Raw genomic sequence first — 12,882 nt, forward strand, 5'->3', positions numbered from 1 at the left:
TGTTAGACCCGCATGGTTGAATCTCTGTTGCTCGCCGTCACCCGGGTCACCACGGCCACGTCATTGGGGCCGCTGACGAATGCCACGGGCTTCTTCTACGAAGTCCGGGGGCGCTTGTTTCTGGTCACCAACCGTCATGTGGTGGTCGATGAGACGTCCGGTCACAGCCCGGAGCATCTGGAAATCGAACTTCACATTGATCCCGCGAATGTGGCCGCAGTCACCGGCTATATCATTCCCCTCTATCTCGAAGGCGTGCCCCAGTGGCGCGAGACCGTGGATACGGTGGGGATCGTGGATGTGGTGGCCATCGAACTGGAGCGGGACAAGCTGCCCAAGCAACTGCTCTATCAAGCCTTCACGCCGGCTTCGCTGGTGAAGAATCTCGATCAGATCGAAATCGGCACCGCCGCGATGGTCGCGGGCTTCCCGCTCGGTTTCCACGATACTTTCCATCATCTGCCGATCGCGCGCCGGGCGATGATCGCTTCTTCCTTCGGCATCCGGTTCCAAGGCAATGGCTACTTCCTCACCGATGCCCGGATGCACCGCGGCACCAGTGGTGCGCCGGTGGTGCTGCGCAAGCCGGGACGAGTCTCCGGGCGCAAGAGCCTGCCGTGGTGGCTGTTGGGCATCCACGCCTCGCGTTTGGATGTGATCAACCGCGATCTCAATGAGGACGAGCGTCTCAACCTCAACTGCGCGTGGTACGCGGATGTGCTGCCGGTGCTCACTGCGGAACCTCCGGTGGAATCGCCTCCGGTGGCAGCGACGGAACCTGCACCGAATCCCTAGGGTCGGAGGGAGGGGCAGGATGCAACAGGCTGTTTAGGCATCGGGCTTATTGCATCCGGATGGACGGTGGAAATGGTCGTTTTCCAACGGCTTACGCCATGGCATGGCCGCTGCGAAATCAGATCCGGCGGGCTGCCCGTGCATTCCACCGATCCAACCAACCACTACGATCATGAAAATCCTGCGCCCTGCTCTGACCATCCTTCTGGCCGGTCCCTCCATCGCTTTCGTCTCCTGCAAATCGGAGGAAGAAAAGCGTCAGGACAAGGCCCTCGAACGCCACGCCGATGCTCTTGAGGACCAGGCCAAGGCCACCCGCCAGGCGGGCGAACGCCAGGCGGAGGCCATCAAGGACGAGGAGGCCCTCGCCAAAGAGGCGGCCGACCGCAAGGCGAAGGAGCTGGAGGAAGCCGCCAAGCAGACCCGCGAGGCGAAATAACCCGCACCGGGTGCGGACAACCGGCCTGCGCTGGACTCCCGGCGCAAGGGGCACTAAACCGCCCGCATGTCGTCCGTCCGCACCCGCTTCGCTCCGTCCCCGACCGGCTACCTCCATGTCGGTGGCGCGCGCACCGCGTTGTTCAATTTCCTGTTCGCCCGCCACCACGGCGGCACCTTCGTTCTCCGGGTGGAGGACACGGACGAGGCCCGCAACACCGAGGCCGCCCGCGATGCGATCTTCACCGGCATGCGCTGGCTTGGCCTCGATTGGGATGAAGGCCCGCAGGCCGGTGGTTCCTACGGCCCGTATTTCCAGAGCGAGCGCCTGGCCATCTATGACAAGTGGTTTGATGTGCTCCGTGCCAAGGGCCGCGTCTATGAGGACGGCGGTGCATGGCGTTTCCGCTTCGAGCGGAAGAAGATCACCATGAACGACCTCGTCTGCGGCGAGGTGACGATCAATTACGAGGACGAGAGCAACACGCCGGACATGGTGGTGAAGCGTTCGGATGGTTCCTACGTGTTCCATTTCGTCAACGTGGTGGACGATCTCGAAATGAAGATCACTCACGTGATCCGCGGCGAGGACCACCTGATGAACACGCCGAAGCATCTCCAGCTTTTCGAAGCTTTCGGTGCTCCGGCTCCGTTGTACGCGCACATTCCGCTCATCCTGAATGGCGATGGCTCGAAGATGTCGAAGCGCGACGAAGGCGCTGCGGTGGGTGACTATCCGCGCCAGGGCTTCCTGTCTGAAGGGGTGGTCAATTTCCTGGCCCTGCTCGGCTGGTCTTCGAAAACCGATGAGGAAATCTTCACGCTGTTCCAGCTTGTGGAGCGCTTTTCGCTGGAGAACGTCAATCGTGCGCCCGCCCGCTTCGATCCCGAGAAGTGCGCGTGGGTGAACCAGCAGCACCTTCTCAAACTGACACCCGAAGCTTTTGCGGCCGCCGCCCGTCCGTTTGTGGAAGGGGCGGGCTTGCCGGTCGATGGCGCGTATGCCACCGCTGCCGCGACGGTGAAGGACAAGGTGCGCTTGTTGCAGGAAGTGCCCGAGGCCATCGGGTTCCTGCTTCAGGACGATTTCGCCTACGAAACCGAAGCCTTGGAGAAGGTGAAGGGCAATGCCCAGGCACCCGCTCTGCTGGCTGCTTTGGCAGCCGCGTTTTCCGCTACGACCGACTGGTCGGCGGAGACCGCGAAGCACGCCATCGGTGAAACCGCGAAAGCGGCCGGGGCCAAGCCGGGCCAGCTCATGTTCCCGGTCCGCGTGGCTCTCAGCGGCAAGTCCGGCGGCCCGGATCTGGGTGACATCCTCGGCTTGCTGGGACGCGAACGCAGCGCGGCACGTGTGACGCGGCTCGTGGAGGTCCTGGCGATTTGATCCGCCTTCACGGTTGCCAAACTCCGATTGCGCGCCTTCTTGTCCGCAGACCGCGATCTGCTATGAAGGCACGCGCATTTCCCGACCCATGAGCCAACCTTACACCCTCGACGACCTTCTCTCCCGCGACCGCCTTGATGCCGGTCATGCCAAACCAGCTCGCCTGGCGGTGATCGGCCATCCGGTGGCGCACTCGTCGTCTCCGCGGATGCATCAGCCCGCGCTGGATGCGGCGGGAATCGATGCGCGCTACATCAAGGTCGATGTGCCGGTGGGACAGGTGGCGGAGGCGTTTGCACGGATGCGGGCACTGGGCTTCATCGGTTGCAATATCACGGTGCCGCACAAGTTCGATGCGCTGGCCGCCTGCTCGGTGGTGCATCCGGACGCGCGGGCCTTGGGCGCGGTGAACACCGTGCGCTTCGATGCGGATGGAATCCACGGCTTCAATACCGATGGCCCCGGCTTCGTGCGGGCCATCGTGGATGATTTCGAGTTTCCGCTTTCCACCTTCAGCGTCGTGATCGCGGGAGCGGGAGGCGGTGCCGGTCAGGCGATCGCGACGCAATGCGCGATGCAGGGCGTGCCGACGCTGGTGCTGGTGAACCGCACGCTCGAAAAACTTGGTCCTCTGGTCGAGCGCCTCCGCGCGCTGGGGCCGACCACCGAGGTGGTGGCGCTGTCCTTCGATGATCCGGAATTGGAAAATCTCTGCCAGCGTTGTGATCTGATCGTCAATACGACCTCCGTAGGCCTGAAGGCGGGCGATGGCTCGCCACTGCCTCCCGATTACCTGCGACCGGGCCTGTGCGTGTATGACACGATTTACCAGCCTGCCATCACCCCCTTGCTGGCTGCGGCGGAAGCCGCGGGCTGCCGCACGGCGAATGGCATTTCCCTGCTGCTGCACCAGGGTGTGCTGGCCTTCCAACACTGGTTCCCGCAGACGGACCCGCTTCCATTCATGCGCGAGGCGCTGCTGCACTCGGCAGGGTCGGGTGCGTAACGATTCAATGGGAACGGTTCGCTTCCTCTTCGGTGAGAGGCGTGACGCCGGGTTCGTCCGATGAGATCCAGTGGCAGGCGATCACCTTTTCCACTTCGAAGTGGAAATTGCCGTGCTCGTTGCGGGTGCGGTGGATCCTGACCCGCACCCGGATCATGCCTTCGGGGTCCTCATTGGCCATCTGGCCATCGAAGGGGCGCGCGCCCTTCTTCGCGTTTTGGAATGCGGCTGCCAGCAAGCGGCCATCTTCGCTGGTGCGGGTGACTTCGATTTCGGGCGAACCGGGGCCCGGCTCGGAAGGAAAGCCGAAACGGGGGGAATACAAAGTGAGGCTCAGCGGGCCGACATCACCATTGAGGGTGGAAGCGCGCTGGCGGGCTAGCAGGCGGAATTCGCCGGAGTCTCCGCCCGAGCCGGAAATGAAAAGCGGCCAAGGGTAGTCGCTGTAGCGGACGAACTGGTCCCAGTCCAAACGCCACTCTCCATCTTCCTGGAGGAAAACGGCATCGAGGGTTTTTCCGTCGGCCACGGACCATACCGTGGAAATCGCATGGCCTCCCGCTAGTTTGATGACTCTGTCGCTCTTCAGTTTCAGGGACGATCCATCCACCGTGATGATCGGATTCATGGCGTAGAAGCGCGCCATTTTTCCAGCGGTGGCGATGGGTTGGTGGACGAATTGGTTTCGTTCCTCGGGAGTTCCCGCGGTCACGAAACCGGCCAATGTCCTCCCGCAATCGGGAATGGCCTTCTGAAGGAGGGCGGTATCCTCTTCCGCGAAAGCTCCCGGTTGGGATATCAGGCTCTGTCCACGGGCCTGGTCATCATCCTGACCCGCAAAACGGCGGGCCGCGAAAACGACAAGAGCCATGAGCACCGCCCAAGCGACCAGGATCTTGGCGATCATGAGGTTCCGGCGATGCTTGCGTCCGGAGCGCTTGCGCGCCGGTTGCTCATCCTTCGCATGAGAACGGCGGGCGGGGAGGGCGGCCGGGGTTTGATGAAGCTTCACCAGAGCCTCGCCGAAAATCGACGGTTCACGACCGCAGAGAGGACACGACCGGGTGCTCCCGCCGATGACGGATTGAAACATCCGCCCGCACCGGCCGCAGTGGAACCATCCCAGGTTTTCGTCGCTCACGCCGGTTGTTCTAGGGCGAGACCCATCCCTTGTGAAGCACGTCGAGCACCAGCCATTGGTTTGCGAGGCCTCCCTGTTCGCTTCTGACCAATCTCAGGCGCACAGGCTGGGGGGAGCCATCCGTTCCGCCGAGGATGACTCCCTGCGGGAAGAGTTTCCCCAAGGTATCTCCCGCGATGCCGCTCCTTTCGGCATAGACCCACGCGATTTCGTCGGAATCGGGCCGTGTGGCGCGATAAGAAAGATAGGAGGACTCGGGGTAGTTGGAGGTGTAGAAAGAGGTTGGTGAAATCATGACACGGACGACGGCCTCACGAGTTTCCGCGTGGGTCAACCCGCTCATGTCCGTGGTGCCCTCTCCGCTGGTGGCTTCCCAATCCACCAGCATGCGGTCGCCGTTTCGCACGAAATACGCGGCGTAGGGGCTGAAATCCGGGAGAGTGCCGGACATCGTGCCATACGGGAGTTTTCCGACCGAAGCGAATCCTTGGGGGGCCTCCCGGTCCGGTTTCCAGTCCGCAGGGACGTTCCACGGCCGCCACCGTTTTTTGAGTTCCTCACGGAGATGCTCGCCATTCCGGACCAGTGGCAGCACTTCGTCTATCGTCCGGGCGCGACCATAGGCCGTCAGTGCGGTGGTCATCTGCTGGCCCGCTTCGTCGGCATGGTCGGTGAAATAAACGGTTGGATCCTCCGCGTTGGAGATATCGTCCACCACCTGCATCTTGTCATAATAACTGGTGCGGGGTGTTTCGTCCTTCCTGACAAGGAGGGGTTGGAGGGCGAGCGCGGTCATCACGGAGACGGCTACTCCTGCTCCACCCCAGATCATCCAGCGGTGGGAATGGCCGCGCGATTGACCCCAGGAACCTGCCTCGGCGGTCTTATCGGCCGACCGGGCTGGCCGGGGCTGCATGACAGGAAGCTGGTCCTGCCGGGGAGGGCCGGCGATGGCCGTTTCGTTGCCAAGCCGGACGATTCCCTTGCCCAGCTCTGAAATTTCCAGCGTGGACGGGGACGATGTTTCAACCGCCTCTCCGGGCGGCGCGTGAAAGCGTGACTCGATGCGCAAGCCGACTTCCGCGCGCGCGGGGGGCTCCGCCGCCACGCTTCGACGTACCGGCAGCACGATTCGCGGAGCCGATAAACTCTCCGCCACGAGCACCGGAATATCTCCGGCCTCGCCACCCGAAGCGTCCCCGGGGCGGGTTTGTGAATCGTCGGATGAGCCGCTCATGCGTTTTTCCACCGGATAGATGCACCGTCCGCCGGATAGATGCACCGACCGTCACGCCGGAGCGGCGGATTGGCAAGTCATGAAGTCTAACCGTCCGCCAGGCGGCGCTCGAGGGCTTCTTCCATGGCTTTCTCCACCAATCGCGCCGCCAGCGCCTCGGTGGCCAGATCGAGCTTCTGTACCGCCTGTTTCAACGGAGTGGCTGCTCCGGAGGACAATGCATCCCGCACCGCTGTGGAGGCGGCCTCGATTTCAGAGCGCTCGACATCCGTTGCGAGGCCCTGGGCCAGTACCATTTCGACGGCGGGCAGCAGTTCTTCCGCTTTCAGCTTCGCCTCGGTGAAGACGCGCTCCGCCATGTCTTCGAAAGCATGTTCCACCGACTCGCTGACCATTTTTCCGACTGCAATGTCATCGACATCCACGGCTGCGCTCCGGATCTGGACGATGGTGTCCTTGCCAGTGACGACATCGCGGGCCAGCACTTCGAGAATGCCGTTTTCATCAATGCGGAATTGCACGCCGACACGGGCCTGCCCTTTCGGCAGGGACTCAAAGGTAACTTCGAAGGCACCCAGTTCCCAATTATCCCGAGACATCTCCCGTTCGCCCTGGAGCACCCGGATGCGCATCGATGTCTGGCCGGCGGCGGCGTTGGTGAACATCTCGCCCGCCTTGCACGGGATGGTGGTGTTGCGAGGGATCAACACGTTCATCAGCCCGCCGAAGGTCTCGATGCCGAGGCTCAACGGGGTCACGTCGAGCAGCACCATCTTGCGCAGTGCGCCGCTGATCACTCCGGCCTGGATGGTGGCTCCCAATGCCACCGCTTCGTCCGGGTGCTGGGAGACGTCCGGCTCCCGGTTGAAACATTCCGCCACTGCCGCGCGCACCGCTGGAATCCGGGTGCTGCCGCCGACCAGCACCACCGCATCCAGATCGGTTGGAGAGAGAGCAGCATCGGCCAGCGCCTGACGGCAGTGCCGCAATGTGCGCGCGATCCACGGTGCCGCGACAGCTTCGAAGTCCGCTCGTACGACCGCCGTCTCCAGACTGTTCGCACCATCATAGAACGGCACACGGAAGGCTGCCTCCTCGCTCGAGGAAAGCGCGCATTTCACCCGCTCCGCTTCTTCAACCAGCTTCACGCGGGCCGCGGCATCCAGCGAATCGAACTCCACGTTTCCCAAGGTGGCGGCCCGCCGGGCCAGAGCCAGATCGAGATCATCGCCTCCGAGGCGCGTATCGCCATGGGTCGCCAGCACTTGGAAGACGCCGTCCTGCATCTCCAGGATCGAAAGATCGAAGGTGCCGCCGCCGAAATCGTACACCGCCACCCGGGACTTCTCGGAGAGCTTGTCGAGACCGTAGGCCAGCGCCGCGGCGGTGGGCTCATTGAGAATGCGCACCACCTCCAGACCCGCGAGTTCACCGGCGCGCTTGGTCGCGGCGCGCTGGGCGTCGTTGAAATAGGCAGGCACCGTGATGACCGCCTTGTGGATCGCCGTTTCCAAGCGCCACTCCGCGATCCGCTTCAGCTCGCCAAGGATCTGCGCGCTGACCTGCTCCGGCGTGTGGTCGAGCACCGTCACACCGCCATCGGCCGTGCGTGCCATCGCCACCGGAAACTCGGTTTCCTCCCCGAACCGACGCCCCATCAGGCGTTTCACGCTGGTCACCACCCGGCCCGGTTCGAGCGCTCGTCGGCGTAATGCCTTGCGACCGATCTCCGAGCCTCCATCCTTTCCGAACCACACCGCGCTCGGCGTGATCCGGCGGCCATCCTCGTCCGCCAGCAGGATCGGGAAGCCGGAATCCACCACGCCCACCGCGGAATTGGTGGTGCCGAGATCGATGCCCAGGATGATGTCGCTCATGCGCGGCAGGGTTCTCGTTCCGGCGGCAAGCGCAAGCCAAAGGAGTCGGGCCTTTGGGTGGGGCGGGTCTTCCGGGAGGCGGAGGCCTGAAAGTTTGAGGGTTGGCAGTGTTCAGTTTTCAGGAAGAGAAGATGGACTTCGCCAATCTCTTCCATTTGCGATTTTTGCGCCTCTTTGCGGCTGAAATCTCTCCCTCCTCGCCTAAAGGCTCAACTTCTTCCTCAGAGCAAGCGGGCGAAGCGCTCCTGGAGGTTGGCGCGCCATTTTTCCAGAAACGCGAGATTGCGGGCATGCCGGGTGGCCTGAGTCGCGGAGACCTCTCCGGATTCGATGGCGGGAAAGACCGCCGTTTCCGCGGCAAGCGCGGCATCCACCTGGGAAATCGCCGCCTCCACCGCTTCGCGGCAGGATTGCGTCTCGCCTTCCAGCATCGCCAGCACCAGCGCCGAGCGGGCTTCGTCGCGCTTGCGGACGATGGCATCCGCCCGCTGGATCACGGTGCCGACCTGGCCGAAAAGGTCCATCAGCTCCGGCGCGATCGAGCCGCGGTCATCGCCCGCTTCTCCCCGCAGGGTCAGCCAGTGCTTCAGCCGCTTCGACGGGCCGGTCAGTGTGGCGAACGCCTGTTGAAGCCGTGCGAAATCCGCCTCGTCACCGCCCGCATCCGGGTGAACCTGTTTGCCTGCTTCACGGAATGCGGCCCGTAGCATTTCCTCGGAAATCACCAGCGTCCTTGGAATCCCGAGAATCTCGAATGCATCCATTTTCTTCCGGAGAATTGAACACTGCAATCCGGCAAACCCTTATGCCGCAAAACTCTCCCCGCACGAGCAGGTGACGATCGCATTCGGGTTGCTGACCTTGAAGCCGCCCTGCTGGAGATCGTCCGAGAAATCCAGTTCGCTGCCGCTGACAAACAGCGCGCTCTTCGGATCAATCACCACGTTCACTCCGTTGCTGGGCACGAGGATGTCCCGGTCACGCGGGCCATCCACGAGGTCCATTTTGTATTGCAGGCCGGAACAGCCGCCGCCGACCACGGCGATGCGGAGCGCACCATCCGGGCGGCCTTGTTTCGTCAAAAGTCCGCGCAGGTGGCTGGACGCGCCATCGAGGACGCGGATCAGCTTTTCATTGCCGACCTTGAAGTTGACCGTGGGAGCGCTCACGGCGGGAACCTGCCTTGGCGCGGACCTGCCGTCAACCGCGCCCGCCATCTGCCCAGATCCCGGACGCAGTCGGATGGAAAGTCCGGAATTGAACCCAACAACGGATTCTGAAGAAATTGCCGGGACATGTTCCGTTTGCCGCTTTCCTGTTTGTTGATTCTGGCCGGGTCCGCCACCGCAGAACTCCCCCTCATCCCCCGACCGGCGAAGGTCGTGGAAAAGAAGGGGACTTTTTCCATGACCGATCCCGGCAGGGTGCGGATCGCGCCCTTCAATGGCAGCGCCATGGCTCTGCAAGGACTTTCCGCTGCCGCGGGGCGGGCGCTGTCCGAAGCCGCGCAGGGGCAGACACCCCAGATTGTCGTGATGCGGGACAAGGCGGCTCCGAAGGGAGAGGGCTACCGGCTGGAGGTCGATGAGCGCGGGGCGTTGGTCAGCGCGGCCGATGATGCGGGGTTGTTCTACGGCAGCCAATCGCTTGCGCAACTGATCGCCGCCTCGGGTGGCGAGGGAGTGCCTTTCGTGTCCATCGAAGACACGCCGCGCTACGGCTGGCGTGGCTACATGCTCGATGAGGCCCGTCATTTTTCCGGTGAAGCCGCCGTGAAGCGCCTGCTGGATGCCATGGCGCGCTACAAGCTCAACCGCTTCCACTGGCACCTCACCGATTCCGCCGGCTGGCGCATCGAGATCAAAAAGTATCCGAAACTGACCACCATCGGCGCCCGCGGCAATGAGACCGATCGCAGCGAGAGCGCGCCGGTGCAATTCTACACCCAGGAGGAGATCAAGCGCATCGTCGCCTATGCGAAGGAGCGCCAGATCACCATCATCCCGGAGATAGACATGCCGGGGCATGCGGATGCCGCGGTTTTGGCCTACCCGGAGCTCGATGGCGGCGGCATGGTCCAGAACGGCAACCCGCAGAAGTGGCCGCACTTCACCTTCAATCCCGCCAAGAAAGAGGTCCTCACGTTTCTGGATGACGTCCTCAAGGAAGTCGGCGGCCTGTTCTCGGATGCCGGGATGATCCACTATGGTGGGGATGAGGTGAACTTCGGCTGGAAGAAATGGCCGGAACTGCCCGAGGTGAAGGAGCTGATGGCGAGGGAGAACCTCAAGGACAACGCCGCGGTGGAGGGCTGGTTCAACCGCCGCATGGCCAAGTCGGTGAACGACCTCGGCTTCAAGACCGCTGGATGGGACGAGATCGCCGTCCAAGGCCTGCCGAAGGACAAGACGGTCGTTTTCTGGTGGCGTCACGACAAGCCGGCGGTGCTGCGCCAGGCGCTGGAGGCCGGCTATCCGGTGGTGATGTGCCCGCGCCGCCCCTGCTACTTCGATTTCATCCAGGATGGCAGCCACAAGGATGGCCGCGTATGGGGTGGCTTCAATCCCATCTCGGACGTCTACCAGTTCCCGGCCTCGCTCAAGCTCTCCGAGAAGGACGAGAAGCAGGTGCTGGGCATCCAAGCCTGCCTGTGGACGGAAACGATGAAGACCCAGGCCCGTCGGGACACCATGACCTGGCCGCGCCTCATCGCTCTTGGCGAGGCCGGTTGGACTCCGGCCGACCGCAAGGACTTCGCCTCCTTCGAGACCCGTCTGCCGGCCGAACTGAAGTGGCTCAGGGCTCACGGCATCCAGACCTGGGACCCCTTCGCCAAGACCCCGGAAGTGTCTGACAAAGGGGCGAAAGTCGAGTATCCGGACAAGCCCGAGTGATTCCCTGACCTGAATTTTCAAACATTTCCACCCCGATGCGGGCGAACTTTTGGGATTTTCGGGTTGCCAAGCAGCCCGACCCTTCCTAGGTTCCGCGCCCCGCGTTCCAATCCCGAACTTTTTCCTGTCATGTCCAAGCACAACAGCCTCAAGGCCAGCGGCACCGTTGGTGGCAAGCGTTCCGTCCTCAAGCGTTTCGAGCGCGTGAAGCTCCTCAAGGAGCGCGGCGAATGGAAAGCCGGTCGCACTCCGATCGGTCTGCCGAAGACCAAGCACGAAGGTTGATCGCCTTCCGGTTTTCTACCGCAAATCGCGCGGATCCCTCGCGGGGCCGCGCTTTTTTGCGTAATCCTCCCAGCCATCCATGAGCGAAGAAGGCATCCGCCTCAACAAGTTCCTAGCCTCCTGCGGCATCGGTTCCCGCCGTGGCTGCGACGAGTTCATCCAGACCGGCCGGGTGGAGGTCAACGGCCACTCGTGCACGAATCCGGGCATGCGCATCGGCCCGGAGGATCACGTGAAGGTGGATGGCCGCCGGGTGGTCGCGAAAACCCCGGTGGTGGTCATCTTCCACAAGCCGCGCGGCTTCGTCTGCACCAAGGAGGACGAGCTGGGACGCGAGACGATCTACCAGTTTTTGCCGCCCGCGCTGCATCACCTGCATCACGTCGGTCGCCTCGACCGCGATTCGGAAGGCCTGCTCATCCTCACCAACGACGGCGACCTGACGCAGAAGCTCATGCATCCGTCGAAGTCGATGGAGAAGGAGTATCACGTCACCTCGAACCAGCCGTTTGAGAACCCGCATCTAGACCAGTTCCTCGTCGGCATCTACACGCCGGAGGGCAAGCTGAAGGCGAAGTCGATCGAGCGCCAGTCCGCCCGCCGCATCAAGATCGTGCTCGAGCACGGCGCGAAGCGGCAGATCCGTGTGATGTTCGAGGCCATGGGCTATCAGGTCACCAAGCTGCTGCGCGTGCGCATTGGCTCGCTGTGGCTCGGCGATCTCGAGCCCGGCGATTTCCAGCAGCTCAATGCCACCGAAATCGGCCTGCTGCTGAAGAATCCGAAGGCCGCTGGCAGTGCCAAGGTCTTCACCAAGGACGTCATCGACGAGCGCAAGGCCGTGGAGAAGGCCCAGAAAGCCCGTGCCGCCGCCTCGGAAGCCGCTGGCAAGCCGCCCGCCAAAAAGACGGCGAAGCCCGCCGCCCGTGGTGCCGCCCAAGGCTTCAAGCCCCGCGCCAAGTCCGACTTGGAGAAAAAGCCGAAGCCCGCCAAGCGCGGCCGCCCGCAGGCCACCTCCCGCTCCGAGCGCACCCCGAAGCGCCCGGGCAGCAAGCGGCACCGGTGATGCAAGCGTGGGGTTAGTTTGGTGAGTTTGAGCCGCGTGCTACAGCTTCGCCGTTAGAGGGCGCCAAGCTCTTGAAAGCTGCCACCGTTTTCGCTCACGGACTCCTTTGCGATCTGATGTATGACCTCCGCAAAGGCCTTCATGTCCTCCTCCATCTTGGCGGAACATTGGAAGCGGAAAACATATGGAGGACCGTTGGTATCGATTCCTCCGGTTACCCATGAATCTCTGAGAGCATCGAGGTTCTTTCCGTGCCAATCGGGCCAGCCACATTGGAGCGCAATAGAGTCATAGAACTGATTTTGGGAATCGAACGATGCCCACGCGATTTCGATTCGAGCGGCATTCGCCCACGTTTCGCGGCGATTCCAGGGTTCCAACCTTGATGCCCTCCAAGCCATCCATCCAGGAGGGAGATCCGCAATCTCCAGAACAGTGGGGTCTAGATTCACAATATGCTCAAGACAGACCAATAGCGGCTTTTCGTCTGCCTCGGTCTCCTTGAGGTGAAATTGCCAGCCGTGATCGTCTTCATCATGGTACACCCGAATGATCGGTTCACCGTGGTGGATCACTCCAGCGGTGGTGAAAGTCGCACAATTGCGCGGCTGATCGAATGGCCAAGGATCGGTCATATTTGATGCTCCGATGATCTCAGGGATTCTGTATTTCAGCGATGGGAAACTGTTTTGCGACGTGAGTCCTGTCGGAGTTGACTCAAATGGAGGACGAAAAAATCTCATCGGGCGCTTGTCG

General features: G+C 62.6%; 13 protein-coding genes. 7 read left to right on the top strand and 6 right to left on the bottom strand.

The annotated features are described in order from the left end of the window. Positions 1 to 12 precede the first annotated feature (12 nt). From KBB96_RS18500 to aroE, 4 genes are all read left to right on the top strand, one after another. Complete coding sequence (locus KBB96_RS18500; RefSeq protein ID WP_211630976.1) at positions 13 to 795, top strand: trypsin-like peptidase domain-containing protein; 783 nt, start codon at positions 13 to 15, stop codon at positions 793 to 795. 172 nt (positions 796 to 967) lie between these two features. After that, entirely contained in the window at positions 968 to 1,234 is a 267-nt protein-coding gene (locus tag KBB96_RS18505) for a hypothetical protein (protein WP_211630977.1), read from the top strand. 66 nt (positions 1,235 to 1,300) lie between these two features. Beyond that, complete coding sequence (locus tag KBB96_RS18510; protein ID WP_211630978.1) at positions 1,301 to 2,620, top strand: glutamate--tRNA ligase; 1,320 nt, start codon at positions 1,301 to 1,303, stop codon at positions 2,618 to 2,620. An 88-nt stretch (positions 2,621 to 2,708) separates the two neighbouring features. Next, complete coding sequence (gene aroE, locus KBB96_RS18515; protein WP_211630979.1) at positions 2,709 to 3,626, top strand: shikimate dehydrogenase; 918 nt, start codon at positions 2,709 to 2,711, stop codon at positions 3,624 to 3,626. Between the two features lie 4 nt (positions 3,627 to 3,630). Here aroE and KBB96_RS18520 read toward each other — a convergent pair whose 3' ends face one another. The 5 genes from KBB96_RS18520 to KBB96_RS18540 all read right to left on the bottom strand — a co-directional run bounded on the left by KBB96_RS18520 (position 3,631) and on the right by KBB96_RS18540 (position 9,050). Next, a complete protein-coding gene (locus KBB96_RS18520; RefSeq protein ID WP_211630980.1) occupies positions 3,631 to 4,533 on the bottom strand; it encodes a hypothetical protein in 903 nt (300 codons plus the stop codon). Between the two features lie 244 nt (positions 4,534 to 4,777). Further along, positions 4,778 to 6,004: a hypothetical protein gene (locus tag KBB96_RS18525; protein ID WP_211630981.1), complete on the bottom strand. Its 1,227-nt coding sequence runs from the start codon at positions 6,002 to 6,004 to the stop codon at positions 4,778 to 4,780. Between the two features lie 86 nt (positions 6,005 to 6,090). After that, on the bottom strand, positions 6,091 to 7,881 hold the full coding sequence (locus KBB96_RS18530; RefSeq protein WP_211630982.1) for an Hsp70 family protein: 1,791 nt from the start codon (positions 7,879 to 7,881) through the stop codon (positions 6,091 to 6,093). A 221-nt stretch (positions 7,882 to 8,102) separates the two neighbouring features. Then, positions 8,103 to 8,645 (bottom strand): DnaJ domain-containing protein, encoded by a 543-nt coding sequence (locus tag KBB96_RS18535; protein ID WP_211630983.1) that lies wholly within the window; start codon positions 8,643 to 8,645, stop codon positions 8,103 to 8,105. Positions 8,646 to 8,684: 39 nt separating this feature from the next. Beyond that, the gene (locus KBB96_RS18540) at positions 8,685 to 9,050 is read right to left on the bottom strand and encodes a HesB/IscA family protein (protein ID WP_226373584.1); all 366 of its coding nucleotides are present in this window, start codon (positions 9,048 to 9,050) and stop codon (positions 8,685 to 8,687) included. A 126-nt stretch (positions 9,051 to 9,176) separates the two neighbouring features. Between KBB96_RS18540 and KBB96_RS18545 the strand changes: the two genes are divergently transcribed. From KBB96_RS18545 to KBB96_RS18555, 3 genes are all read left to right on the top strand, one after another. Beyond that, positions 9,177 to 10,775: a beta-N-acetylhexosaminidase gene (locus KBB96_RS18545; protein ID WP_211630985.1), complete on the top strand. Its 1,599-nt coding sequence runs from the start codon at positions 9,177 to 9,179 to the stop codon at positions 10,773 to 10,775. Positions 10,776 to 10,904: 129 nt separating this feature from the next. Next, on the top strand, positions 10,905 to 11,060 hold the full coding sequence (locus tag KBB96_RS18550) for a small basic protein (protein ID WP_211630986.1): 156 nt from the start codon (positions 10,905 to 10,907) through the stop codon (positions 11,058 to 11,060). Between the two features lie 79 nt (positions 11,061 to 11,139). Then, entirely contained in the window at positions 11,140 to 12,126 is a 987-nt protein-coding gene (locus KBB96_RS18555) for a pseudouridine synthase (protein WP_211630987.1), read from the top strand. Between the two features lie 53 nt (positions 12,127 to 12,179). On the opposite strand, the gene KBB96_RS18560 is transcribed toward KBB96_RS18555, so the two are convergent. Next, on the bottom strand, positions 12,180 to 12,761 hold the full coding sequence (locus KBB96_RS18560) for a barstar family protein (protein ID WP_211630988.1): 582 nt from the start codon (positions 12,759 to 12,761) through the stop codon (positions 12,180 to 12,182). Positions 12,762 to 12,882 lie beyond the last annotated feature (121 nt).

Source organism: Luteolibacter ambystomatis (genome assembly GCF_018137965.1).
GTDB classification, from domain to species: domain Bacteria; phylum Verrucomicrobiota; class Verrucomicrobiia; order Verrucomicrobiales; family Akkermansiaceae; genus Luteolibacter; species Luteolibacter ambystomatis.

Excerpts from the sequence above, each read along its gene's own strand:
- KBB96_RS18525 (WP_211630981.1), bottom strand. The coding sequence starts at position 6,004 with ATGAGCGGCTCATCCGACGATTCACAAACCCGCCCCGGGGACGCTTCG.
- aroE (WP_211630979.1), top strand. The coding sequence starts at position 2,709 with ATGAGCCAACCTTACACCCTCGACGACCTTCTCTCCCGCGACCGCCTT.
- KBB96_RS18550 (WP_211630986.1), top strand. The coding sequence starts at position 10,905 with ATGTCCAAGCACAACAGCCTCAAGGCCAGCGGCACCGTTGGTGGCAAG.
- KBB96_RS18555 (WP_211630987.1), top strand. The coding sequence starts at position 11,140 with ATGAGCGAAGAAGGCATCCGCCTCAACAAGTTCCTAGCCTCCTGCGGC.
- KBB96_RS18535 (WP_211630983.1), bottom strand. The coding sequence starts at position 8,645 with ATGGATGCATTCGAGATTCTCGGGATTCCAAGGACGCTGGTGATTTCC.
- KBB96_RS18545 (WP_211630985.1), top strand. The coding sequence starts at position 9,177 with ATGTTCCGTTTGCCGCTTTCCTGTTTGTTGATTCTGGCCGGGTCCGCC.
- KBB96_RS18530 (WP_211630982.1), bottom strand. The coding sequence starts at position 7,881 with ATGAGCGACATCATCCTGGGCATCGATCTCGGCACCACCAATTCCGCG.
- KBB96_RS18520 (WP_211630980.1), bottom strand. The coding sequence starts at position 4,533 with ATGATCGCCAAGATCCTGGTCGCTTGGGCGGTGCTCATGGCTCTTGTC.
- KBB96_RS18500 (WP_211630976.1), top strand. The coding sequence starts at position 13 with ATGGTTGAATCTCTGTTGCTCGCCGTCACCCGGGTCACCACGGCCACG.
- KBB96_RS18560 (WP_211630988.1), bottom strand. The coding sequence starts at position 12,761 with ATGACCGATCCTTGGCCATTCGATCAGCCGCGCAATTGTGCGACTTTC.
- KBB96_RS18510 (WP_211630978.1), top strand. The coding sequence starts at position 1,301 with ATGTCGTCCGTCCGCACCCGCTTCGCTCCGTCCCCGACCGGCTACCTC.
- KBB96_RS18505 (WP_211630977.1), top strand. The coding sequence starts at position 968 with ATGAAAATCCTGCGCCCTGCTCTGACCATCCTTCTGGCCGGTCCCTCC.